This window comes from Caldimonas thermodepolymerans (assembly GCF_015476235.1).
Lineage (GTDB): Bacteria > Pseudomonadota > Gammaproteobacteria > Burkholderiales > Burkholderiaceae_C > Caldimonas > Caldimonas thermodepolymerans.
Genome location: NZ_CP064338.1, coordinates 1046171 through 1069450 on the forward strand (window position 1 = coordinate 1046171; position 23280 = coordinate 1069450).

The 23280-nt window shown below is 69.9% G+C and carries 20 protein-coding genes; 13 read left to right on the forward strand and 7 right to left on the reverse strand.

What is annotated here, in order from left to right; genetic code table 11:
* The first annotated feature begins 103 nt into the window (after positions 1 to 103).
* Genes IS481_RS05065 through IS481_RS05085 form a run of 5 tightly spaced genes read left to right on the forward strand, consistent with a single transcriptional unit; the run spans position 104 to position 5807 of the window.
* Positions 104 to 1318: a glycosyltransferase family 4 protein gene (locus tag IS481_RS05065; RefSeq protein WP_170067433.1), complete on the forward strand. Its 1215-nt coding sequence runs from the start codon at positions 104 to 106 to the stop codon at positions 1316 to 1318.
* Positions 1315 to 2475 (forward strand): glycosyltransferase family 4 protein, encoded by a 1161-nt coding sequence (locus IS481_RS05070; RefSeq protein WP_170067434.1) that lies wholly within the window; start codon positions 1315 to 1317, stop codon positions 2473 to 2475. The genes IS481_RS05065 and IS481_RS05070 overlap by 4 nt, the downstream gene beginning before the upstream one ends.
* Positions 2472 to 3674, forward strand: a complete 1203-nt coding sequence (locus tag IS481_RS05075; RefSeq protein ID WP_104356156.1) for a glycosyltransferase — start codon at positions 2472 to 2474, stop codon at positions 3672 to 3674. Before IS481_RS05070 ends, IS481_RS05075 begins: the two co-directional genes overlap by 4 nt.
* A gap of 10 nt (positions 3675 to 3684) precedes the next feature.
* Positions 3685 to 4431 carry a WecB/TagA/CpsF family glycosyltransferase gene (locus IS481_RS05080; protein WP_232529463.1) on the forward strand — a complete coding sequence of 249 codons (747 nt, stop codon included), beginning with the start codon at positions 3685 to 3687 and terminating at the stop codon, positions 4429 to 4431.
* Positions 4432 to 4484: 53 nt separating this feature from the next.
* Complete coding sequence (locus IS481_RS05085) at positions 4485 to 5807, forward strand: UDP-glucose dehydrogenase family protein (protein ID WP_104356158.1); 1323 nt, start codon at positions 4485 to 4487, stop codon at positions 5805 to 5807.
* A 43-nt stretch (positions 5808 to 5850) separates the two neighbouring features.
* Here IS481_RS05085 and IS481_RS05090 read toward each other — a convergent pair whose 3' ends face one another.
* From IS481_RS05090 to IS481_RS05115, 6 genes are read right to left on the reverse strand one after another with little or no spacing between them, the layout of a single operon-like run.
* Entirely contained in the window at positions 5851 to 6999 is a 1149-nt protein-coding gene (locus IS481_RS05090; RefSeq protein ID WP_104356159.1) for an acyltransferase family protein, read from the reverse strand.
* Complete coding sequence (locus IS481_RS05095) at positions 6983 to 8194, reverse strand: hypothetical protein (protein WP_146079508.1); 1212 nt, start codon at positions 8192 to 8194, stop codon at positions 6983 to 6985. The genes IS481_RS05090 and IS481_RS05095 overlap by 17 nt, the downstream gene beginning before the upstream one ends.
* 53 nt (positions 8195 to 8247) lie before the next feature.
* Positions 8248 to 9726, reverse strand: coding sequence for a mannose-1-phosphate guanylyltransferase/mannose-6-phosphate isomerase (locus IS481_RS05100; RefSeq protein ID WP_232529464.1), 1479 nt, complete (start codon positions 9724 to 9726; stop codon positions 8248 to 8250).
* 33 nt (positions 9727 to 9759) lie between these two features.
* Entirely contained in the window at positions 9760 to 10788 is a 1029-nt protein-coding gene (galE, locus tag IS481_RS05105) for a UDP-glucose 4-epimerase GalE (RefSeq protein WP_104356161.1), read from the reverse strand.
* A gap of 25 nt (positions 10789 to 10813) precedes the next feature.
* Positions 10814 to 12052, reverse strand: coding sequence for a porin family protein (locus IS481_RS05110; protein WP_104356162.1), 1239 nt, complete (start codon positions 12050 to 12052; stop codon positions 10814 to 10816).
* 48 nt (positions 12053 to 12100) lie between these two features.
* Positions 12101 to 13495, reverse strand: a complete 1395-nt coding sequence (locus IS481_RS05115; protein WP_104356163.1) for an undecaprenyl-phosphate glucose phosphotransferase — start codon at positions 13493 to 13495, stop codon at positions 12101 to 12103.
* Positions 13496 to 13780: 285 nt separating this feature from the next.
* On the opposite strand from IS481_RS05115, the gene IS481_RS05120 reads away from it, so the two are divergent.
* Entirely contained in the window at positions 13781 to 14305 is a 525-nt protein-coding gene (locus IS481_RS05120; protein ID WP_104356164.1) for a hypothetical protein, read from the forward strand.
* Positions 14302 to 15849, forward strand: a complete 1548-nt coding sequence (gene ubiB / locus IS481_RS05125) for a ubiquinone biosynthesis regulatory protein kinase UbiB (RefSeq protein WP_104356165.1) — start codon at positions 14302 to 14304, stop codon at positions 15847 to 15849. The genes IS481_RS05120 and ubiB overlap by 4 nt, the downstream gene beginning before the upstream one ends.
* 114 nt (positions 15850 to 15963) lie before the next feature.
* On the opposite strand, the gene IS481_RS05130 is transcribed toward ubiB, so the two are convergent.
* The gene (locus IS481_RS05130) at positions 15964 to 17379 is read right to left on the reverse strand and encodes a high affinity choline transporter 1 (protein ID WP_104356166.1); all 1416 of its coding nucleotides are present in this window, start codon (positions 17377 to 17379) and stop codon (positions 15964 to 15966) included.
* A gap of 153 nt (positions 17380 to 17532) precedes the next feature.
* Here IS481_RS05130 and IS481_RS05135 point away from each other — a divergent pair, with 153 nt between their 5' ends.
* The 6 genes from IS481_RS05135 to clsB all read left to right on the forward strand — a co-directional run bounded on the left by IS481_RS05135 (position 17533) and on the right by clsB (position 23277).
* Positions 17533 to 17850 (forward strand): FmdB family zinc ribbon protein, encoded by a 318-nt coding sequence (locus tag IS481_RS05135; RefSeq protein ID WP_104356167.1) that lies wholly within the window; start codon positions 17533 to 17535, stop codon positions 17848 to 17850.
* A 52-nt stretch (positions 17851 to 17902) separates the two neighbouring features.
* The gene (locus IS481_RS05140; RefSeq protein ID WP_104356168.1) at positions 17903 to 18574 is read left to right on the forward strand and encodes a DUF502 domain-containing protein; all 672 of its coding nucleotides are present in this window, start codon (positions 17903 to 17905) and stop codon (positions 18572 to 18574) included.
* Between the two features lie 102 nt (positions 18575 to 18676).
* Positions 18677 to 20482 (forward strand): aspartate--tRNA ligase, encoded by a 1806-nt coding sequence (gene aspS, locus IS481_RS05145; protein ID WP_104356169.1) that lies wholly within the window; start codon positions 18677 to 18679, stop codon positions 20480 to 20482.
* A 162-nt stretch (positions 20483 to 20644) separates the two neighbouring features.
* Positions 20645 to 21127, forward strand: a complete 483-nt coding sequence (gene nudB / locus IS481_RS05150; protein WP_232529465.1) for a dihydroneopterin triphosphate diphosphatase — start codon at positions 20645 to 20647, stop codon at positions 21125 to 21127.
* Positions 21128 to 21140: 13 nt separating this feature from the next.
* Complete coding sequence (locus IS481_RS05155; protein WP_104356171.1) at positions 21141 to 21962, forward strand: endonuclease/exonuclease/phosphatase family protein; 822 nt, start codon at positions 21141 to 21143, stop codon at positions 21960 to 21962.
* Positions 21963 to 21966: 4 nt separating this feature from the next.
* Positions 21967 to 23277 carry a cardiolipin synthase ClsB gene (gene clsB / locus IS481_RS05160; RefSeq protein WP_104356172.1) on the forward strand — a complete coding sequence of 437 codons (1311 nt, stop codon included), beginning with the start codon at positions 21967 to 21969 and terminating at the stop codon, positions 23275 to 23277.
* Positions 23278 to 23280: the final 3 nt, after the last annotated feature.

The window sequence follows — 23280 nt, forward strand, 5'->3', positions numbered from 1 at the left end:
CGAGATGGCCGGAGCCCCGGTCCATGCGGTTCGCGCACGTGCGCGTCATCGTCATCGCGCCGCGCGCGCCGTCGTCTGCCTGCAGGACCTCGACGGAGCTTCGATGAGTCCGATCCCGCACGTCGTTGTCGTCGACCAGTCGCCGACGTCGGGCAGCCCTGCGGGCAGCTGCGTGCTGACGCAGGTGCAGGGGCTGCTGTCCGACCACCGCGTCACGGTGTTCGCCGACCAGTGCGAGCTGCCGGTGGGCGAGCGGCTCGCCTGGAAGCGCGTGCCGGTGCCGCGCAAGCCGCTGTTCCTGCGCTACGTCGCCTTCCAGTGCCTGGCCAGGCTCAAGCTGCTCGCGTGGCGTCTGGCCGGCGGCCGCGCGGCGCTGGTGCAGGCCACGCAGGGCCAGTTCGTCGGTGCCGACATCGTGTACGCGCATTTCTGCCACCGCGCCTACCTGCAGGGGCCGTGGAAGCAGTCCGGCGTCCGCGGTCCGCGGCGCTGGGCGCGCTGGATCAACCACCGCTTCAATGCCTGGACCGAAGCGCGTGCGGTGGCCCGCGCCACGCGCGTCGTGGTGCCGTCGCTCGGGCTGGCGCGCGAGGTGGCAGCCTGCTATCCGGGCAGCGAGTCCAAGCTCGTGACGATCCCCAACCCGGTCGACACCGACCGCTTCCGTCGACCCCCCGGCTTCGATCGCGCCGCCGCACGCGCCGGTTTCGGCCTGCCGCAGCACGCCTTCGTGTTCGCCTTCGTCGCGCTCGGCGACTTCTCGCGCAAGGGCCTCGGTCTGGTGATCGAGGCGCTGGCCGGGCTGGAACCACGCCTGCGCGAGCGGGCCCGGCTGCTGGTGGTCGGCGGGCAGCCAGGCGAGATCGAGAGTTTTCGCCAGCTCACGCTGCGCCACGGCGTGGACGGCAGCGTCCGTTTCCTCGGGCTGCAAGCCGACGTGCGTCCCTGCCTGTGGTGCGCCGACGGCTTCGTGTTCCCGTCCACCTACGAGACGTTCTCGCTGGCGGTCCACCAGGCGGCCGCAGCGGCGCTGCCGCTGGTCGTCACGCGCGGCCTGTACGGGGTCGAGGAGCTGGTGCACGACGGCGTCAACGGCTGGGCCGTGGAGCGTCGCGCGCAGGCCATCCGCGCCGCGATGCAGGCCCTGCTGGAGCTGCCCGCCGACGAGCTCCACCGCATGGGCGAGGCGTCGCGGCGTGCGGTGCAGCGCTGCCACCCGGGGGCCTTCGTGGACAGCTGGCGGCGGCTCTATGCCCAGATGCTGGGCACCGGCGACGCGGTGGCACCCCGGACCGCGACCGGGGGAGGTGCGGCATGAGCAGCGTGCCCGAGGTCGTCATCGTGCAGCGGCGCCTGACCAACTACCGCGTGCCCCTGTTCGAACGCATGCGCACGCTGATGTCGCAGCGCGGCATGAAGCTGCGGCTGCTGCATGGTGACCCGACGCCGGTCGAGGCGACCAAGCGCGACGGGGGACAGGTCGGGTGGGCCGAGCACCTGCCGACGCGCTACCTGGCCGGCGGCCGCCTGTGCTGGCAGAACTTCGGCCCGCGCGTGCGCGACGCCGACCTCGTCATCGTCACGCAGGAGAACAAGCTGCTGTACAACCTGGTGGCGCTGACGGTCCGGCGTCCGCCGCGCATCGCGTTCTGGGGCCATGGCGGCAACCTGCAGTCCGACCGGCCCGACGGCTGGAAGGAGCGCTTCAAGCGCTGGACCACGCGGCGCGTCGACTGGTGGTTCGCCTACACCGACCTGAGCGCGGACCTGGTCCAGGCGCAAGGCTATGCGCCCGAGCGCATCACCGTGCTCGACAACGCGGTGGACACCCAGGAGCTCATCGAGTGGCGCCGCCAGATCGACGCAACCGCTGTGGAGGCGGCGCGCGCGAAGCTCGGCCTGACCGGCCACCACGTCGGCGTGTTCGTCGGTTCGCTGTATGCCGACAAGCGCATCGACTTCCTGCTGCAGGCTGCTGGGGCGATCCGTCGCCGCGTGCCGGACTTCGAGCTGCTGATCGTCGGCAGCGGACCGCTGGCCCCGATGGTGGAGCAGCACGCGGCCCGGCACCCCTGGGTGCACTACCTGGGCGTGCGCACCGGGCGCGACAAGGTGGAGGCCGTCGCGCTTGCGCAGGTCATGCTCAACCCCGGGCTGGTGGGGCTCGGCGTGCTCGACGCCTTCGCCTGCGGCGTGCCGATGCTGACCACCGACTGCCGGCTGCACAGCCCGGAGATCGCGTACCTGCGGCACGGCCACAACGGCCTGATGACGCCCGACACGCTGCACGACTATGTGGACGCCGCCGTGATGCTGCTGGCCCGGCCCGAGGTCGCGCAGCGGCTCAGGCAGGGCTGCGCGGACGCGGCCGGGCGCTACACCGTCGAGAACATGGCGCGCCGCTTCACCGAGGGCATCGGCCGCTGCCTGGACGCCCCCCGGCTCGGCGAGACGGCGCCGGAGTGGAAGACATGAAGGTCGAGCGCGACGACGGCTGCGCGCCCCGCGTGCTGATGGTGCACAACGCCTACCAGCAGCGCGGCGGCGAGGATGCGGTGTGCGAGGCCGAGTTCGCGCTGCTCGCGCAGCGCGGGCACGCGGTGCGGCTCTACGCTCGCCACAACGACGAGATCGCCGCGCAGTCGCGGGTGAAGCTGGCGGCGCAGACCGTCTGGTCCAGTCGCACCACGGAAGAACTGGCACGCGTGATCGAGGCGTTCCGGCCTGACGTCATCCATGCGCACAACACCTTCCCGCTGGTGTCGCCCTCGTTGTATTGGGCCGCCGACCGCGCGGGCGTGCCGGTGGTGCAGACGCTGCACAACTTCCGGCTGATGTGCCCCCAGGCCATGCTGCTGCGCGAGGGCCGCGTCTGCGAGGACTGCGTGGGGCGCCTGCCGTGGCGTGGCGTGGTGCGCGCCTGCTATCGCGGCTCGATCGCGCAAAGCGGCGTGCTGGCCGGCACGGTGGTGCTGCACCGTGCCTTCGGCACCTATCGGCACAAGGTCACGCGCTACGTGGCGCTGAACCGCTTCTGCCGCGACAAGTTCGTGCAGGCCGGGCTGCCAGCCGAGCGCATCCGCATCAAGCCCAACTTCATCGACAGCCCCGAACGCCCCGCGTGGACCCAGCGCGAAGGCGGCCTGTTCGTGGGGCGCCTCTCGCCCGAGAAGGGCCTGGACGTGCTGGCGGCCGCGGTGCGCCAGCTTCCGCATCCGCGGGTGTCGGTGGTCGGCGACGGCGAACTGGCGCCGCTGGCCCGGCAGACCTTTGGCGGAGGCTACCTGGGCTTCCGTCCGGTGGACGAGATCCTGGCGCTGATGCGCCGCGCGCTCTATCTCGTGGTGCCGAGCCTCTGGTACGAGAACTTTCCTCGCACCATCGCCGAGGCGTACGCATGCGGCCTGCCCGTGATCGCCAGCCGCATCGGGGCACTGGCCGAGATCGTCGAGGACGGGGTCACGGGCCTGTTGTTCGAGCCGGGCGATGCCCAGGACCTCGCCCGCCGGCTGCAATGGGCCGAGGCACACCCCGAGGCGATGCGCGAGATGGGGCAGGCCGCGCGTGCAGCCTACGAGGCGCACTACACGCCCGAGCGCAACTACCAACAACTGATGGAGATCTATGCCGACGCCATCGAGCATGTCCGCCAGGGTGCCCGCCAGGCCGCGTGAGGGTGCACCCGTGCTGGGCTCGTTCATCGACGCGGTGAGCTGGGACGATGCGGTCGGTCGCCTCGTGCAATGGGGCGAGCGGCGCGAGTCGCGCTACGTCTGCATCTGCAACGTGCATTCGGTCGTCACCGCGACGCAGGATGCCGCCTTCCGCACCGTCCTCGACGAGGCCGACATGGCCACGCCGGACGGCGCGCCGGTCGCCTGGGCCTTGCGGCGCGCGGGCTTCGCCGGCCAGGAGCGCATCAACGGCCCGGACCTGATGTGGAGGTACCTGGCCGAAGCCGAGCGCCGCGGCCAGGTGGTGTTCTTCTACGGCGGCACCGAGGACACGCTGGCGAAGCTGCAGGCGTCGTTGCTGCGGGCGTTCCCCCGGCTGCGGATCGGAGGACTCGTCTCGCCGCCGTTCCGGCCGCTGTCGGCCGAGGAAGACGAGGCATACGCGCGGCAGATCAACGCCGCCGGCACGGCGGTGCTGTTCGTGGGCATCGGGTGCCCCAAGCAGGAGAAGTGGATGGCTGCCCACCGCGGCCGCATCCAGGCGGTGATGGTCGGCGTCGGTGCGGCGTTCGACTACCACGCCGGCACGATCCGCCGCGCACCGACGTGGATGCAGCGCTGCGGGCTGGAATGGTTCCATCGGCTGCTCAGCGAGCCGCGTCGCCTGTGGAAGCGCTACCTCGTCACCAACAGCATTTTCGTGATGCGCATGCTGCCCTGGCTGCTTTCACGTCGTCCCGTGGCCCGCAACCGTTGAGGCGGGCGCTTGCGCAATTCCCCCATCCCTGATCGCTCGAGGTTCAACGCATCATGAAAGTCACGGTCATTGGCACCGGTTATGTCGGCCTCGTCACGGGCGCCTGCCTGTCCGAGATGGGCAACCACGTGGTCTGTCTCGACGTCGACCCCGAGAAGATCCGCATCCTGAAGGAAGGCGGCATCCCGATCCACGAGCCCGGCCTGCTGGAGATCGTGCAGCGCAACGTGGCCGGCGGGCGGCTGGAGTTCACCACCGACGTCGAGGCGGCGGTCGCCCATGGCACGATCCAGTTCATCGCCGTGGGCACGCCGCCCGACGAGGACGGCTCGGCCGACCTGCAGTACGTGCTGGCCGCGGCGCGCAACATCGGTCGCACGATGACCGACTTCAAGGTCATCGTGGACAAGAGCACGGTGCCCGTGGGCACCGGCGACAAGGTCAAGGCCGCCGTGCAGGACGAGCTGGACCGGCGCGGCATCCGGCTCGACTTCGCTGTGGCCTCCAACCCGGAGTTCCTCAAGGAAGGCGCTGCGGTGGCCGATTTCATGCGTCCTGACCGCGTGGTGGTCGGCGCCGACGACGAGCGCGCCATCCTGCTGATGAAGGCCTTGTACGCGCCATTCATCCGCAACCACGACCGCATGATGGTGATGGACCTGCGCAGTGCCGAGTTCACGAAGTACGCGGCCAATGCGATGCTCGCGACCCGCATCAGCTTCATGAACGAGCTGGCGCTGGTCGCGGAAAAGCTGGGCGCCGACATCGAACTGGTGCGCCAGGGCATCGGCAGCGACCCGCGCATCGGGTTCCACTTCCTCTATGCCGGGTGCGGCTACGGCGGCTCGTGCTTCCCCAAGGACGTGAAGGCACTGATCCGCACCGCCGCCGATGCCGGCCAGCCGCTGCAGCTGCTGCAGGCGGTCGAGGCGGTCAACGACCGCCAGAAGCTGGTGCTGGTGGACAAGGTGGTGGCGCGCTACGGCGAGCAGCTGACGGGCAAGACCTTCGCCGTCTGGGGCCTGGCGTTCAAGCCCAACACCGACGACATGCGCGACGCGCCGAGCCGCGTGGTGATCGCCGAGCTGGCGCGCCGCGGGGCCAAGCTGCAGGCCTACGACCCGGTGGCGGTCCCGGAAGCGCAGCGGGTGCTGGCCGGCACCCCCGGGCTGAGCTATGCCGACTCGGCGCGGGCCGCGCTGGAAGGTGCCGATGCGCTGATCATCGTCACGGAATGGAAGGAATTCCGCACGCCGGACTTCGAGGCCCTGCGCGAGTCGCTGGCCGACCGGACGGTGTTCGACGGCCGCAACCTCTACGAGCCGAAGCTGATGCGGTCGCTGGGCATCGAGTACCACGGCATCGGGCGTCCCTGAGCGCAGCCGAGGGCGCTCGCCGGTTCCGAAGGCGGTCCGGCGCTCAGCGTCCTCCGGTGGCCAGGGCCATCAGCCGGGGCAGGCTGCGCTTGAGCGGGAAGTACAGCGCCGCGAGCACGGCGATCAGCGCCAGCGGGATCGCGAAGTACAGCGCGATGGTGGCAGCGGCCGTCTCCGGCGCGAGCAGGCGGTAGGCCAGCTTGCGTGCCAGGGTCAGCGCCGGCTCGTGCATCGCGAAGACGAAGAAGCTCGCCGCCGACAGCGAGATCAGCCATTGCTCCAGCCGTCCGCCGCGGCGGATGCGGCCTGCCGCATGGAGTGCGGCGGCCACGCCGGCCAGGATCATGAGCTTGTGCAGGGGGCTGCTGGCGACGCTGCCCTTGGTCGCCGCATCGGCCAGTGCCAGCAGCGCGAAGGCGACCACCAGCAGCGTGCCGAAGCGGTCCACGCGGCACAGGTCGGCGCGGCGCACGCCCAGCCACGCCCCCAGGTAGAAGAAGAACACGCCTTCGATCGACGGGATGGCCAGGCCGATGCCGGCGCTCCAGCAGGCCCCGAGCGCGAGCGCGCCGGCGACCGGGATGCGCATGACCGCCAGGTGCACCAGCGGGGCCGCCAGCACCAGCAGGAACAGGTCGCGGATGAACCAGAACTGGTAGGCAATCGGCGGCTGCGTCAGGCCCAGCAGCGCGTCGAGCCACTGCCGCAGGCCGTAGGCGGCCACGGGCGGCTTGCCGCTGTTGAACAAGGCCGCCGTCCACGGCAGCGCCTGCGCGAAGGCGAACAGCGCGAGCACCGCCACGTTCCAGAACAGGAAGGGCACCAGCAGCGTGCGCACGCGCGACTTCAGGCGCGAGAGGTAGCCTGCTGCGCTGCCGTCGAACCCGAAGAACAGCAGGTAGGCCGCCATCAGGAAGAACAGCGGCACGCTGACCCGCGCAACGCCCTGGGACACGAAGTCGCGCACGAACTGCGACCAGGCCGCCTGGCCGGCCGCGGCCACCGCATACCCGCTCAGCCATACCGTCGTCTCGTAGGCGTGGATGAACACCACCCCGACGATCAACGGAAAGCGCAGCAGGCCCAGCCGGCGCGAGACCTCCGGATCCAGGGCGGCCGAGGTGCGTCGCGTCCCGGTCGCCGCGGCCGGGGTCAGCGGGGCGGCCGCCCCCGGGCTATGGGCTGTTCGCATTGCGGATCGGCGGGCGGTTGAGCTGCGCGCCGACGGTGGCGTTCGACGTGTACAGCGACGACATCATGCCTTCGGTGTCACCCAGCTCGCGCCGGGCGCACATGCTGCACAGGCCCAGCACGAACACCAGGTACTGGTAGTTCAGCGCGTTGTCGGTGAGCATGATGATGTTGAAGTACAGCCAGAACATGCGCGCGGCCAGGGACTTGAACCGGTACGCGAACCAGAAGTACAGGAAGAAGACCAGGCCACCGTACTCGAGCAGCAGCTTCATCAGGTCGCTGTGCAGCTGGTACTTGCCGCTGTAGCCGGCCTTCTGCATCAGCACCTGGTAGACGTGGCCGGCACCGTCGCCGATGAACAGCAGCCCGGGCATCGAGTCGACGATGTCGCGGGCCGGCCAGTGGTAGAGCCAGCGCCGGCCCATGCTGACGTGGTTGCTGCTGGTGCCGAAGGTCTCGTACACCCAGCGGTCGAAATAGCCCAGGCCGTACAGGATGGCGAGCGACAGCAGCAGCACGTTGGCCGGGATCATGAACCAGGGGCGCAGCACCCGGTCGACCAGGCCGCGCGGCATCAGGTAGACCAGCCCGCAGACCACCGTGGCGATGACCGCGATGCGCTTGAGCGTCAGGATGGCCAGCACCAGCGCGAGCAGGAAATGCTTCCAGCGCCGGGTCACCGCGGCCCACACGGCCAGCACCCCGAAGGCGTGCCCGTAGGGCGACTCGAAGCTGGATTGCGACAGCAGCGGGTTGAACTGCACGCCGCCTTCCAGCGGGCTGCGCCCGAACAACTGGACCACCGCCAGCCCCAGCACCGTGCCGATCACGAAGCCCCAGAACACCTGCCACCACGTGAGCCGGGGACGGTAACCCAGGCAGAACGGCATGATGCCGATCAGCACCAGGTAGAGGTCCTGCCAGCCCCAGAGGGTGGCCAGCGGGGCGGTCGCGATGCCGCCGACCACCAGCACCAGCATGGGCCGGTAGATGTCCGGCATGTGGATGCCGCCCATCGCCATCGCGAAGGCCACGCCCAGCACCGGGATCAGGTAGGTCAGGTAGCGGATCGGCGAGCCGAAGGCCACCCCCAGCCAGATCGTGACGAAGCAGAAGAGCGCGAACAGCGCGTCGACGTGCAGCGCGCCCCGGTGCTCGACGGCGGGGGGAAGGTATCGGGGTCGGTGGAACATGCGGAACATCCTCGCGCTGTTCGGGCCGCAAGCGGCGGGGGGCGGCGCGGGGATCAGGCCGCGGCGGTCGGTGCCGACGTGCGCCCGTAGCTGTCCTCGAAGCGCACGATGTCGTCTTCGCCCAGGTAGGCCCCGGACTGCACCTCGATGATCTCCAGCGGGATGGTGCCCGGGTTGGCCAGGCGGTGGACCTCGCCCAGCGGGATGTAGGTGCTCTGGTTCTCTGTGATCAGCTGCTTCTTCTGCCCGCAGGTGACCTCGGCCGTGCCGGACACCACCACCCAGTGTTCCGCCCGGTGGTGGTGCATCTGCAGCGAGAGGCTGGCCCCGGGCTTGACCATGATGCGCTTGACCTGGAAGCGCGGGCCGCAGTCGATGCTGTCGTACCAGCCCCAGGGGCGGTGCACCAAGCGGTGCAGGGTGCACTCGCTGCGTTCGCGCTGCTCCAGTTCGGCGACGATCTTGCGGACTTCCTGGCTGCGGTTGCGGTCGGCCACCAGCACCGCATCGGAGGTCTCGACGACGACCACGTTGTCCAGGCCCACGGCGCTGACCAGCCGGCTGGTGGCGTGCACCAGCGTGTTGCGGCAGGCCGCGGTGATCGCGTCGCCGTGGACCACGTTGCCGTCGGCGTCCTTCTCGCTGACCTGCCACACCGCTTCCCATGCGCCCAGGTCGGACCAGCCGGCATCGAGCGGCACCATCTTGACGGTGAAGCCGCAGTGCGGGTCGGCGGGGCAGCGCTCCATCACCGCGCAGTCGACCGATTCGGCCGGCACCGCGGCAAAGGCGTCGTGGCCGGGGCGGATGAAGCCGTTGTCGGCCTGGCGTTGCCGCCAGGCGTCCTCGGTCGCCGTGGCGATGTCGGGGCGGAAATGCGCCAGCGCCTTCAGCCAGACCGAGGCGCGCAGCACGAACATGCCGCTGTTCCAGTAGTAGTGGCCTTCGGCCAGGTAGCGCCGGGCGGTTTCCAGGTCGGGTTTCTCGGCGAAGGCAGCGACCGGCCGCACCGCGCCGTCGCCGCGCGCGTGGATGTAGCCGAAGCCCGTCTCGGGCCGGTCGGGCCGGATGCCCAGGATCACGATGCTGCCGTCGCCGGCTGCGTCGACCGCGCCGCGCAGCGCCGCGGTGAAGGCGGGCAGGTCGGTGACGGTCTGGTCGGCCGGCGTGACGACCAGCACGGGATCTTCGGCGTCGTCCAGCTCGTCGCGCGCGAACAGCGCGGCAAGCGTAAGTGCCGGCGCGGTGTTGCGGCCGACCGGCTCGAGCAGGACGGCCGAGGCGCCCACCTTGATCTCGCGCAGCTGGTCCAGGGTCAGGAAGCGGTGCTCCTCGTTGCCGACGATGCAGGGGTCGGCGAGCCGGATGTGGTCGTCCGACAGGGTCTTCAGGCGCCGCACCGCCTGCTGGAACAGCGTGTCCTTGCCGGACAGCGCCAGGAACTGTTTCGGATAGAGGGCGCGGCTCAGCGGCCACAGCCGGGTGCCGGATCCGCCGGCCATCACGACCGGCAGCACGTTGTTCTGATGCATGTCGTACTCTCCCTGAGGTGTGGACCGTGCAGGTCAGCCGGGGGCGCTGCCCCCGAAGCCCTGCGGGTTCATGCGCTGCCAGCGCCAGGAATCGGCGCACATCGCATCCAGGTCGCGCGTGGCCTGCCAGCCCAGCAGGGTGCGTGCCAAGCCGGGGTCCGCGTAGCAGGCGTCGACGTCGCCCGGGCGGCGCGCGACGATCTCGTAGGGCACCGGGCGGCCGCTGGCGCGCTCGTAGGCGCGGATCACCTCCAGCACGCTGTAGCCGCGGCCGGTGCCCAGGTTGACCGTGAGCGACTGCTGCCGCTCGAACAGGTGGCGCAGCGCCGCCACGTGTCCTTCGGCGAGGTCCACCACGTGGATGTAGTCGCGCACGCCGGTGCCGTCGGGCGTGTCGTAGTCGCTGCCGAACACCTGCACCTTGGGCCGCTGGCCGACCGCCACCTGCGCGACGTAGGGCATCAGGTTGTTCGGCACCCCGCGCGGGTCCTCGCCGATCAGGCCGCTTTCGTGCGCGCCCACCGGGTTGAAGTAGCGCAGGCAGGCGACCTGCCAGCGCGGGTCGGACTGCTGCAGGTCGTGCAGGATGCGCTCGCTCATCAGCTTGGTCGCGCCGTAGGGGTTGGTCGCCGACAGCGGCGCATCCTCGCGGATCGGCAGCGACCGGGGCTTGCCGTACACCGTGGCCGACGAGCTGAACACCAGCCGGTGCACGCCGAAGGCGGCCATGGTCTCGCACACCGTGAGCAGGCTGCCCAGGTTGTTGCGGTAGTACATGAGCGGCTGCGCGGTCGATTCGCCCACCGCCTTGTAGGCCGCGAAGTGGACCACCGCGTCGATGCGGTGCTGCTCGAACACCGCGCGCAGCGCGGCCGGGTCGCCCACGTCGAGGCGGTGGAACACCGGGGCGCGGCCCGACAGGCGTGCCAGCCGGTTCAGCACTTCGGGCGAGCTGTTGGCGAAGTTGTCGGCGCCGACGACGTCATATCCGGCTTCTTGCAGCGACAGCCAGGTGTGGGAAGCGATGTAGCCGGTGGCCCCGGTCAGCAGGATGGTGGGCATGGAATGCAGTGGTCGTGGTGGTGGGTCAGTTCAGCGTGAGCCGCGCCAGGCAGCTGGCCGTGCGGGAGGAGTAGTCGTAGCTGACGCTGGCGGCGCCGCTGCTGGTGTCGCGCTGCACCCAGCCGACGTTGCAGCCGAACAGGATGCTGCGCGTGATCGCGTAGCTCGCGCCGAGCTCCGCGGTGGTCGTGCGGTCGTTGCCGCGGCCGTCGGTGACGCGGATGTTGCGGTCGACGTGGCGCACGCCGCCGGTGAGCCGGATCTTGGCCGTGGCGGCCCAGGTGGCGCTCAGGCGTGCCGAGTGGATCAGCTTGGTCTCCTGCAGCGTGGCCAGCTGCGGCGGCTCGTCCGGCGTTTCCGGTTCGGCCAGGTAGAAGCCGGTCTCGTCGTTCGTCTCGCGCACCAGGTGCAGGTTCAGCGTCAGCTTGCCGGTGGGCTGGTAGCGCCAGCTGATCGCGCCGGTGACACCGTCGAAGTCGCGCGCCTCGGCCAGGTCGTGGTCGGTGGACGTCAGGCTGACGCGTGCATTGAGCGTGCTCAGGCCCGTCGGCACCCAGGTCGCGGTGAGGTCCAGGTCGCGCCGCTTGTACTTGTCGCCTTCGGTGGGGGTGTAGTGCGGGATGCGTCCGCGCGTGTAGCGTCCGGCCAGGCCGAAGCCGACCAGGTCGCTGGGGCGGTAGCGCACCCCGGCCTGCACCGTGTCGGACCGCTGCTCGCGGTTCTGGAAGGCGTCGGCCGAGTACTTCTGGTCGCGGTGGACGTAGCCGGCCTCCAGCGTCAGCAGCGACATGCCGCCGTACTGGATGCGCGCGCCGTAGTCCTGGCGGCGGATCATGTTGCGTTCGGTCAGGTGCACCGAGCCGGTGTAGGTGTCGAAGCTGGCCAGGTTGCGCTCGTGGTTGTAGTGCAGGCCGCCCGAGATGCGGTTGACGGTCTCCAGGTCGGCGCGCACGCCCACGCCGTAGCTGGTGTTGTCGAGGTGGTCGTTGTCGCGGAACCGGTTGCGCTCGACGTGCGCCCGGGCGCGCAGGCGCTGCCGGCTGATCGGCTGGTCGAGGCCGACCTCCAGGCCGGTGGTCGAGATCAGGTCGCTGTCCTCCTGGCCGTCGCGTTCGCGAAACAGGTTGGTGTCGTGCGTGAACGACTGCTGCAGCTGCAGGTAGTAGGGATTGGCCTGGGCTGCCGCCCCCAGGGACAGGGCGGCGCAGGCGGCGGCGACGGGCAGACGGCGCACGAGTGCACGACGGACGGGCGGGTGGGACATGCGACCTCCTCAGCGTTGTTGGTGGTGGCGGCGGAAACGGGCCCGCCTTCAGTAGGCGTGCCGGTCGAACAGCATGAGCCGCGCCGTGCGCGCGATGATCAGCAGGTCCAGGCCCAGCGACCAGTTGCGCAGGTACTCGAGGTCGTACTCGACGCGCGCCTCCATCTTCTCGATCGTGTCGGTCTCCCCCCGGTGTCCGTTGACCTGGGCCCAGCCGGTGATCCCGGGCTTGACCTTGTGGCGCACCATGTAGGCCTTGATCATCTTGCGGTACTGTTCGTTGTGCGCGACCGCATGAGGGCGCGGCCCGACGATGCTCATGCGTCCCTGCAGCACGTTGAAGAACTGCGGCAGTTCGTCCAGCGACGTGCGGCGCAGGAAGGCACCGAACCGGGTGACGCGCGGATCGTCCCGGGTGGCCTGCTTGATCACCGGGCCGTTGTCCATCGTACGCATCGTGCGGAACTTGTAAACGGTGATTTCCTCCCCGTCCAGGCCGTTGCGCTTCTGCTTGAAGATGACCGGTCCGGGCGAGCTGAGCTTCACGCCGATGGCGATGAGCAGCATCAGCGGCGAGATCAGCACCAGGATGAGGGTGGACAGCACGATGTCGGTGATGCGCTTGACCAGCGCGTTGGTGCCGGTGAAGGGCGTCTCCAGGATGCCGACCACCGGCACCCCGTTCACGTCCTGCAGGCGGCCCTGGATGATGCTGATGCCGAACACGTCGGGCACGAAGAACAGCGAGGCGGTGGTCTCCTGCAGCGACTCCAGCAGCGCCTTGATGCGCGGTTGCGTGGTCAGCGGCAGGGTGATGTAGACCTCCTTGATGCCGTGCTGCATCACGTAGGAGGACACGTCGCCCAGGCGTCCGAGCACCTTGTCCGAGGCGTCAGGGTGCACCCGCATGTCGGTGCGGTCGTCGAAGAAGCCGACGAAGTCGATGCCGAAGCCTTCGTGGCCCTGCAGCGCCCGGGACACCTTCACCCCCAGCGGGCCGGCGCCGACGACGATGGCCGAGCGGCGCGCCTCCGGCCGGCGCGCGTGCATCTTGACGATCTCGCGCCCGACCACCACCGCGGCCAGCTGGACCACCGGGGTCAGCACCGCCCAGGCGATCAGCACCTCCTCGTCGAACAGGTCCAGGCTGCGCGTGGCGTAGCCGCACAGCGCCAGGATGGCCAGCAGGCTGGCCCACGAGGTGGAGATGTCGACGATGGCGGTGAGCTTGGGGTCCTTGAACCGGTTGCGCCCCGGAAAGGACAGCGCGAACACCAGCAGGCACAAGGTCATGGCGGCGCCGTCGACCGGCAGGTCGTGGTAGTCCAGCACGGCCAGGAAGCAGCCGACGGTGATGGCCGGCTCCAGGAAGGCCGCCACGAACGACGTGACCGATTGCGGAGCGCTGTAGAAGGTTCTCGTATAGGTCCGGTCTTCAAACATGGATGGGCACGCCCCCCCCTGTGACGCTTCCAGCGAACCTGCCGGCGTGCCGGCCCGCGGCCCGCACGTGCGCCCAGGCCCGACACCGAAGCATGCGCGGGTGTGGCGAGGAAAACCGCAGCCTCCCTGGCTGCACGGGACACCCGGCCATGTCTGCGCCACGACGCCATGCGGCACAGGCGGTTGATCACGCCGTACCAGTGCCAGATCATTGTCCCAGAGCACCCCGTGATTTTGGTCACGCAAACGCGGGGTCGACAGTCCCGCTGTCCCTACAATCGTTGAATGCTGAAACAACTTTCCGAGCTGGTCGGCCCCGTGCTGATCGAGCGCCTGACCCTCGCGCTCAACCACGTCCTTGCCTCTGAGGCCGAGGCCCAGGCGCGGCTGCGTCCGCATGCCGGCCGCGTGCTGCAAGTGTTACCAAAAGGGCTGCCGGCGCTGTTGCAAGCGCCTGAATTTCTTGCGTTTCGTATCACGCCCGCGGGGCTGCTGGAGGCGCTGGACGAGCCGGCGGCGCCCGCGGCCGACCTGCGCCTCGAGCTGGACCTGTCCCAGCCGGCGCGGCTGGTCGAGGCCGCCCTGAGCGGGCGGCGCCCCTCGGTCAACATCCAGGGCGACGCGCAGCTGGCGACCGACATCGGCTGGCTGATGGACAACCTGCGCTGGGATTACGAGGACGACCTCGCCCGCCTGCTGGGCCCGGTGCCCGGCCACCAGATCGCGCAGGTCATCCGCATGGCCAGCGGCGCGGTCCGGCAGGGCCTGGCCGCGCTGGCCCGCCTGATTCCCGACCGGCCCGCCCCATGAGACGGCTGCTGCGGCTGGTCTACATCAGCGTCGTCGTCCTGCGCTACGGGGTCGACGAGATCGCCTTGGGCAGCCTGCGCCAGCCCTGGCTGCGGGCACTGGCGCGGGTGGTGGCGTTCGGCCGCCGGCTCGACGCACCGCGCGGCGCCCGGCTGCGCATGGCGCTGGAGCGCCTGGGGCCCATCTTCGTGAAGTTCGGCCAGGTGCTGTCGACCCGGCGCGACCTGCTGCCGGCGGACGTGGCCGAGGAGCTGGCGCGGCTGCAGGACCGGGTGCCGCCGTTCGACGGCGACGTGGCGGTGCGCATGGTCGAGCAGGCCTTCGGCCGGCCGCTGGACGCGGTGTTCGAGAGCTTCGATCGCACCCCGGTGGCCAGCGCCTCGATCGCCCAGGTGCACCTGGCGGTGCTCCAGGACGGCCGCGAGGTCGCGGTCAAGGTGCTGCGCCCGGGCATGCTCAAGGTCATCGACGAGGACCTGGCGCTGCTGCGCATGCTGGCCGGGGTGGTCGAGCGGGTCTGGGCCGACGGCAAGCGGCTCAAGCCGCGCCAGGTGGTGGCCGAGTTCGACAAGTACCTGCACGACGAGCTGGACCTGGTGCGCGAGGCGGCCAACGCGGCGCAGCTGCGCCGCAACATGGAGGGGCTGAACCTCGTCATCGTGCCCGAGATGATCTGGGACCTGTGCACCGAGCAGGTCATCGTGATGGAGCGCATGAAGGGCGTGCCCATCAGCCAGGTCGAGCGGCTGCGCGAGGCGGGGGTGGACATCCCCAAGCTGGCGCGCGACGGGGTGACGATCTTCTTCACCCAGGTGTTCCGCGACGGCTTCTTCCACGCCGACATGCACCCGGGCAACATCCAGGTCAGCCTCGACCCGGCCACCTTCGGGCGCTACATCGCGCTGGACTTCGGCATCATCGGCACGCTGACCGAGTACGACAAGGAATACCTGGCGCAGAACTTCATCGCCTTCTTCCGGCGCGACTACAAGCGTGTCGCCGAGCTGCACCTCGAAAGCGGCTGGGTGCCGCCCAACACCCGCATCGACGAGCTGGAAAGCGCGATCCGCGCCTGCTGCGAGCCGCACTTCGACAAGCCGCTGAAGGACATCTCGCTCGGCCAGGTGCTGCTGCGCCTGTTCCAGACCTCGCGCCGCTTCAACGTCGAGATCCAGCCGCAGCTGGTGCTGCTGCAGAAGACGCTGCTCAACGTCGAGGGGCTGGGGCGCCAGCTCGACCCGGACCTGGACCTGTGGAGCACCGCCAAGCCCTTCCTCGAGCGCTGGATGAACGAGCAGATCGGCTGGCGCGGGATGTGGGAGCGCCTCAAGAACGAGGCGCCGCGCTACGCCAAGCTGCTGCCGGAGCTGCCGCGCCTGACGCACCACGCGCTGGTGCAGCTGCCGCAGATGCAGGCGCGCCTGGACCAGCTGGTCGCCGAGCGGCGCCGCACCAACCGCGCGCTCAAGGTGGTCGGGCTGCTGCTGGGCGCGCTGCTGCTGGTGGCCGTCGCGCAGCTGCTGCACGGCGCCGGCGTCTGGTGAGGCTGGCGCCGCGGTCCCGCGCCGCGGCCCGCACCCGGCCCGGCCGCGCCACATCCGCCAGAAAGCACGACGGCCCGGCGCCATCGCGGCGGCCGGGCCGGGCTTCGGCCCCGATCAGGCCGTGCGGCGCTGCGGGGCCGGGCCGGTCAGCCCGCCGATGACCATGCCCACGGCGCTGGCGAACAGGCCGAACAGCTGCGGCTCGACCGGGTCGTCGATGCCCAGGATCTCGAGCACCAGCCAGGTGCCCAGGCCGAAGACCAGCGCCAGCACCGCACCACGGTTGTTCGCGCGCTTCCAGAACAGGCCGAACGCCAGCGGCACGAAGGCGCCGGCCAGCGTGATGCGGTAGGCGTTCTCCACCATCGTGTGGATGCTGGCGTCGGTGGCCACCGCGTAGCCGGTCACGATGATCGCGAAGGCGGCCACGATCACGCGCGTCATGTTCAGGAAACGGTCGTCGCTCTGGCCCTTCAGGTAGGGGCGCAGCACGTTCTCGGCGAAGGTGACGGCCGGCGCCAGCAGCGTGCCCGAGGCCGTGCTCATGATCACCGACAGCAGCGCGCCGAAGAACACGACCTGCAGCCACACCGGCATGCGCTCGAGCACCAGCGTCGGCAGCACCAGTTGCGAGTCGACCTCCATCAGCCGGGTCACCAGCTCGGGGTCGATCAGGTGGGCGCTGTAGGCGAGGAACAACGGTACCGCCGCGAAGAAGAAGTAGGCCACGCCGCCCAGCGCCGTGCTCCAGACCGCGACGGTCTCGTTCTTCGAAGAGTTGACGCGCTGGAACACGTCCTGCTGCGGGATCGAGCCCAGCGCCATGGTCACCAGCGCGGCGATCCAGCCCAGCATGTCCACCGGGTCGGCGGTGGGCAGCCATTCGAACTTGCCGTCCTCGGCGGCCTTGGCGACCACGTGCGTGATGCCGCCGGCCTGGGTGGCGGCCTCGCCGGCCACCAGCAGCAGGCCGATCACGATCACGATCATCTGCACGAAGGTGGTCACGGCCACCGACCACATGCCGCCGAACACCGTGTAGGCCAGCACCACGCCCATGCCGATCAGCATGCCCTGCTTCATCGAGATGGCCTCGGCCGACAGCACGTTGAACACCAGCCCCAGCGCGGTGATCTGCGCTGCCACCCAGCCCAGGTAGGAAATCACGATGCAGATCGAGACGGCCAGCTCCACCGGGCGGCTGTAGCGCACGCGGAAATAGTCGCCCAGCGTCAGCAGGTTCATGCGGTACAGCGGCCGCGCGAAGACCAGGCCGAACAGCACCAGGCACAGCGAGGCGCCGAGCGGGTCGGAAATCAGGCCGCGGAAGCCTTCCTCGAGAAAGGTCGCCGAAATGCCCAGCACCGTTTCGGCGCCGAACCAGGTGGCGAACACCATCGCCATCACCAGCGGGAACGACAGGTTGCGGCTGGCCGTGATGTAGTCCCGGGCGCTGTGCACGCGCCGCGACGCGTACACCCCGATGCCGATCGACAACGCCAGATAGATGAAGACCAGGGTCAACAGCATTCGAGACTTCCTTCCCGGGAAAAGGGGGGTGAATTCGTGGGCGCGGATTATAGGTGTCCGCGGGGGCCGTGCGGATGCAGGAACCGTGCCGGGCGGCGGCCATTTATAATCGTGGGTTTTGCGTTTCCTACTCTTTCCCGTTTTGGTGTCGGTATGCCTATCTACGCTTACAAATGCGAGTCCTGCGGGCATGGGCAGGATGTGCTTCAGAAGATTTCCGATCCGGTGCTGACCGACTGCCCCCAGTGCGGCCAGTCCTCCTTCCGCAAGCAGATCACCGCCGCCGGCTTCCAGCTCAAGGGAACGGGCTGGTACGTGACCGATTTCCGCGGCGGCGGCTCGTCGTCGTCCTCGTCCGGCAGCGCCTCGTCGTCCGGCAACGGGTCGTCCGAGACGTCGGCCAAGAGCGAAACCAAGGCGGAAGCCGCGTCGTCCGGCGGCGCGTGCGGCAGCTCCTGTGCCTGCCACTGAATCCCACGGGGCGGCGCCGTCGCCGGGTCCCCGCGGCCGCCTCGGGCACACGGTGCGCACCTATGTGATCACCGGCCTGCTGGTGTGGCTGCCGCTGGCCATCACCGTCTGGGTGCTGCTGTGGATCGCCGGGTTGCTCGACGGCGTGTTCGCCTGGGTGCTCGCGGCCCTGCAGGCGGTGCTGCCGGCCTCGGCGCACCCGCTGCTGCAGCGGCTGGCCGGCATCCCGGGGCTCGGGGTGGTCCTGATGCTGGCCGGCATGTTCCTGACCGGCCTGTTCGTCGCCAACATGTTCGGGCAGTGGTGGCTGCGCCAGTGGGACCGCCTGCTGTCCAGCATCCCGATCGTCAAGTCGATCTACACCTCGGTCAAGCAGGTCTCCGACACCCTGTTCTCGAGCAGCGGCAACGCCTTCCGCGAGGCGGTGCTGATCCAGTACCCGCGCCACGGCGCCTGGACCATCGCCTTCGTGACCGGCCGCCCGGGCGGGGAGGTCGGGCAGCACCTGCACCCGGCCGACTACCTGAGCATCTACGTCCCGACGACGCCCAACCCGACCTCCGGCTTCTTCCTGATGGTGCCGCGGTCCGAGGTCATCGAGCTGAAGATGAGCGTCGACGAGGCGCTGAAATACATCATTTCGATGGGGGTGGTGGCCCCGCCGGCGATACTCGACAGCAACGCCAAGCCGCTGGTCGAGGTGCCGCGCGGCCCCCAGGCCTGACTGGCCGGCGCGAGTCCGATCAGGGGATACTTGCCCGCCAGTGCCCAGCCACCGGTGCCGCCGCCGACGGCACGTGCCCGAACCCGTATTTGGAGTGCATCCATGAGAACGACCTATGCAGGCCTGGTCAGCGAAGCGCTGATGGGGCAGACCGTGACCCTGATGGGCTGGGCCCATCGTCGCCGCGACCACGGCGGCGTGATCTTCATCGACCTGCGTGACCGCGAAGGCCTGGTGCAGGTGGTGTGCGATCCGGACCGGCCCGAGATGTTCAAGGTCGCAGAGGGTGTGCGCAACGAGTACTGCCTGAAGGTGGTCGGCAAGGTGCGCGCGCGCCCGGCCGGCACCGAGAACCCGAACCTGCACAGCGGCAAGGTCGAGGTGCTGTGTCACGAGCTGGAGGTGCTCAACCCCAGCGTGACCCCGCCGTTCCAGCTGGACGACGAGAACCTGTCCGAGACCACGCGCCTGACGCACCGGGTGCTGGACCTGCGCCGCCCCTACATGCAGAAGAACCTCATGCTGCGCTACCGCGTGGCGATGGAGGTGCGCAAGTTCCTCGACGAGCACGGCTTCATCGACATCGAGACGCCGATGCTGACCAAGAGCACGCCGGAAGGCGCGCGTGACTACCTGGTGCCCAGCCGCGTGCACGACGGCCACTTCTTCGCGCTGCCGCAGTCGCCGCAGCTGTTCAAGCAGCTGCTGATGGTCGCCGGCTTCGACCGCTACTACCAGATCACCAAGTGCTTCCGCGACGAGGACCTGCGCGCCGACCGCCAGCCCGAGTTCACGCAGATCGACATCGAGACCTCGTTCATGTCGGAGCAGGAGATCCGTGACCTGTTCGAGGAGATGATCCGCCACGTCTTCCGCAAGGTGATGGACGTCGACCTGGGCAAGTACCCGGTGATGACCTACGCCGACGCGATGCGCCTGTACGGCTCGGACAAGCCGGACCTGCGCGTCAAGCTCGAGTTCACCGAGCTGACCGACGTGATGGCCGACGTGGAGTTCAAGGTGTTCTCCGGCCCGGCGACGATGAAGGGCGGCCGGGTGGCCGCGCTGCGCGTGCCCGGCGGCGGCGAGATGAGCCGCGGCGAGATCGACGCCTACACCGAGTTCGTGAAGATCTACGGCGCCAAGGGCCTGGCCTGGATCAAGGTCAACGACCTGGCCAAGGGCCGCGAGGGCCTGCAGTCGCCGATCGTCAAGAACCTGCACGACCGCGCGATCGAGGAGACCCTCAAGCGCACCGGCGCGCAGAACGGCGACCTGATCTTCTTCGGCGCGGACAAGGCCAAGATCGTCAACGACGCGCTGGGCGCGCTGCGCGTGAAGATCGGCCACAGCGACTTCGGCAGGAAGCACGGCCTGTTCGAGGACCGCTGGGCCCCGTTGTGGGTGATCGACTTCCCGATGTTCGAGTACGACGAGGAGGAGCAGCGCTGGAACGCGGTGCACCACCCGTTCACCGCGCCCAAGGACGGGCACGAGGACTGGATGGAGAGCGAGCCCGAGCGCTGCCTGGCCAAGGCCTACGACATGGTGCTCAACGGCTGGGAGCTGGGCGGCGGCTCGGTGCGCATCCACCGCGCCGACGTGCAGAGCAAGGTGTTCTCCGCGCTCAAGATCGGCCCCGAGGAGGCGCGCGTCAAGTTCGGCTTCCTGCTCGACGCGCTGCAGTACGGTGCGCCGCCGCACGGCGGCCTGGCCTTCGGCCTGGACCGCCTGGTCACGCTGATGACCAAGGCCGAGTCGATCCGCGACGTGATCGCCTTCCCCAAGACCCAGCGTGCCCAGTGCCTGCTCACCGGCGCGCCCAGCATGGTCGACGAGAAGCAGCTGCGCGAGCTGCACATCCGCCTGCGCAACCCGCAGCCGGCGGGCGACGTGTCCAAGGCCTGAGGCCGCCGGACACCCCGGCCCGCAAGGCGGCTTCGGCCGCCTTTTTCTTTTTGTGGCATGTCAAGGCCGTCAGGCATCGGCCTTGCACCGACCGTCGACCGCCCCCATCTGGGACACAATCGGCGCAGCGATGCCGATGGCCCCGAGCCCCTGGAGACCGACTTGAGCGCGCGTCCGTACAAGATTCCCGAATCCGTGCTGGTGGTGATCCACACGCCCGACCTGCAGGTGCTGCTGCTCGAGCGCGCCGACCAGCCCGGCTTCTGGCAGAGCGTGACCGGCTCGAAGGACCGCGCCGACGAGGCGCTGGCACTCACCGCGGTGCGCGAAGTCGGCGAGGAAACCGGCATCCGCGTCGTCGCGGCGCCGCGCCCCGGCGAGCCGGAGGTGGGGCTGGACCGGCTGCGCGACTGGGGCCTGCGCAACGTCTACGAGATCTACCCGGTGTGGCGCCACCGCTATGCCCCGGGGGTGACGCACAACACCGAGCACGTGTTCGGGCTGCAGGTGCCGCGCGACATCCCGGTGCGGCTGGCGCCGCGCGAGCACCTGCGCCATGAATGGCTGCCCTGGCGCGAGGCGGCGGACCGCTGCTTCTCGCCGTCCAACGCCGAGGCCATCCTCCAGCTGCCCCGTTTCGTCTAGCGTTGTACCGACCATGACGACCAATCCGCTCAACTCGACCCTGCTGCCCTCCGGAGAGACCACCGGCGCCGCGGCCGACGACGGCGTGCTGCGGGTGGCGACCTACAACATCCACAAGGGCGTGCGCGGGATCGGCCCGGCCAAGCGCCTGGAGATCCACAACCTGGGCCTGGGCGTCGAGGCCCTGGACGCCGACCTGGTGTTCCTGCAGGAGGTGCGGCGCTTCCACGAACTGGAGGCGCGCCGCTTCCAGCGCACCTGGTTCGGCTGGCCCGAACAGCCGCAGGCCGAGTTCCTCGCGCCCGAGGGCTACGAGGTGGCCTACCGCACCAACGCCGTCACGCGCGGCGGCGAGCACGGCAACGCGCTGCTGTCGCGCTGGCCGATCGGCGACATCGGGCACTATGACGTCTCGGACCACCGCTTCGAGCAGCGCGGCCTGCTGCACGTGCCGGTGCGCTGGCAGGGCATGGAGGTGCACGCCATCGTCGCGCACTTCGGGCTGATCCACGCCAGCCGGGTACGCCAGGGCGAGCGGCTGGCGCAGTTCATCGAGGAGAAGGTCCCGCGCGGCGCGCCGGTGGTGGTCGCCGGCGACTTCAACGACTGGAGCGAGAAGCTCGACCAGCTGATCTGCAGGTGCGGCCTGCGCCGCGCGATGCCGCCGAACGGCAAGCGGGCGCTGACCTTCCCGTCGCGCGTGCCGGTGTTCGCGCTGGACCGGGTCTACACGCGCGGCCTGCGCTGCGTCTCCACGTTCGTGCCGCGCGGCACGATGTGGGCGCGCATGTCGGATCACCTGCCGCTGGTGGCGGAGCTCCAGCTGGACGGGTAGGCCGATGACGCCGCCACAGGACCCCCAGCTCCTCGAGCACGTGCGGGCCAGTCCCCTGGCGTGGTATGCGCAGTCGCGCGCGCAGTTCGTCGGCGGCAACGCCGTGCGCCTGCTGCGCGGCGGCTGCGAGCTGTTCCCGGCGCTGGTCGCGGCGGTCGACCGCGCACGCCACGAGGTCTGGTTCGCGACCTACATCTTCCATGACGACGCCACCGCGGTCGGCGTGCGCCAGGCGCTGGAGCGCGCCGCCGCGCGCGGCGTGCGGGTGCGCGTGGTGGTCGACGGCTTCGGCTCGCTGGCGACGCTGCCCGGCCTGCTCAAGCACCTGCGCGAGGCCGGCGTCGGCGTCGTGGTGTACCGCCCGATCAAGGGCTGGTGGAGCTGGCTCAAGCCCGGGCTGCTGCGTCGCCTGCACCAGAAGCTGTGCGTGGTCGACGGCGAGGTCGCCTTCGTCGGCGGCATCAACGTGATCGACGACATGCTGGACCTGCACCACGGCTGGTGCGAGGCGCCGCGGCTGGACTATGCGGTCGAGGTGCGTGGCCCGGTGGTCGCGCCGATCGAGCAGATGGCGCGCGCGGTGTGGACGCGCGCCTGCTTCGGGCGCGACTGGCGCGACGAGCTGATCGGGCTGGCGCGCTCGCCGCACCGCGTCGCGCGCGCGCGGCGCTTCCTGCGCCGCATCCGCACCACGCGCTGGGCCGGGCAGGAGCGCAACCTGGCCGACATGCGGCCGGTGCGCGCCGCGTTCGTCGTGCGCGACAACCTGCGCCAGCGGCGCACCATCGAGCGCAGCTACATCGAGGCGATCCGCAATGCGCGCACGCGGGTCGACCTGGTCTCGCCGTACTTCTACCCGGGGCGCGCGTTCCGGCGCGCGCTGCAGCAGGCGGCACGGCGCGGCGTCCGGGTGCGCCTGCTGTTGCAGGGCAAGCTGGACTACCGCATTGCCGGGCTGGCCGCGCGCGCGCTGTACGAGGAGCTGCTGGCCTACGGCGTGCACATCTACGAGTACATGCCGGCCTTCCTGCACGCCAAGGTGGCGCTGGTCGACGACGACTGGGCCACCGTGGGCAGCTCCAACATCGACCCGCTGTCGCTGCTGCTCAACCTGGAGGCCAACGTGATCGTGCGCGACCACCGGTTCGTCGCCGAACTGGCCGACGAGATCGACAAGGCCATCGCCGCCTCGCGCGAGGTGACCAGCGGCACCGAGCCGGGCGTGCCGGGGTGGCTGAACCGCCTGCGTCGCGGCCTGGTCGCCTGGTGCGCGCATGTCTACCTGCGCGTGGCCGGCGCCACCGGGCGCTACTGAGGC

Coding starts and splice junctions, on each gene's coding strand:
- IS481_RS05070 (WP_170067434.1), top strand. CDS start 1,315: ATGAGCAGCGTGCCCGAGGTCGTCATCGTGCAGCGGCGCCTGACCAAC.
- IS481_RS05100 (WP_232529464.1), bottom strand. CDS start 9,726: ATGCATCAGAACAACGTGCTGCCGGTCGTGATGGCCGGCGGATCCGGC.
- IS481_RS05130 (WP_104356166.1), bottom strand. CDS start 17,379: ATGCTGTTGACCCTGGTCTTCATCTATCTGGCGTTGTCGATCGGCATC.
- IS481_RS05115 (WP_104356163.1), bottom strand. CDS start 13,495: ATGTTTGAAGACCGGACCTATACGAGAACCTTCTACAGCGCTCCGCAA.
- aspS (WP_104356169.1), top strand. CDS start 18,677: ATGAGAACGACCTATGCAGGCCTGGTCAGCGAAGCGCTGATGGGGCAG.
- IS481_RS05065 (WP_170067433.1), top strand. CDS start 104: ATGAGTCCGATCCCGCACGTCGTTGTCGTCGACCAGTCGCCGACGTCG.
- ubiB (WP_104356165.1), top strand. CDS start 14,302: ATGAGACGGCTGCTGCGGCTGGTCTACATCAGCGTCGTCGTCCTGCGC.
- IS481_RS05110 (WP_104356162.1), bottom strand. CDS start 12,052: ATGTCCCACCCGCCCGTCCGTCGTGCACTCGTGCGCCGTCTGCCCGTC.
- IS481_RS05095 (WP_146079508.1), bottom strand. CDS start 8,194: ATGTTCCACCGACCCCGATACCTTCCCCCCGCCGTCGAGCACCGGGGC.
- clsB (WP_104356172.1), top strand. CDS start 21,967: ATGACGCCGCCACAGGACCCCCAGCTCCTCGAGCACGTGCGGGCCAGT.
- IS481_RS05085 (WP_104356158.1), top strand. CDS start 4,485: ATGAAAGTCACGGTCATTGGCACCGGTTATGTCGGCCTCGTCACGGGC.
- galE (WP_104356161.1), bottom strand. CDS start 10,788: ATGCCCACCATCCTGCTGACCGGGGCCACCGGCTACATCGCTTCCCAC.
- IS481_RS05120 (WP_104356164.1), top strand. CDS start 13,781: ATGCTGAAACAACTTTCCGAGCTGGTCGGCCCCGTGCTGATCGAGCGC.
- IS481_RS05135 (WP_104356167.1), top strand. CDS start 17,533: ATGCCTATCTACGCTTACAAATGCGAGTCCTGCGGGCATGGGCAGGAT.
- IS481_RS05090 (WP_104356159.1), bottom strand. CDS start 6,999: ATGCGAACAGCCCATAGCCCGGGGGCGGCCGCCCCGCTGACCCCGGCC.
- IS481_RS05075 (WP_104356156.1), top strand. CDS start 2,472: ATGAAGGTCGAGCGCGACGACGGCTGCGCGCCCCGCGTGCTGATGGTG.
- IS481_RS05155 (WP_104356171.1), top strand. CDS start 21,141: ATGACGACCAATCCGCTCAACTCGACCCTGCTGCCCTCCGGAGAGACC.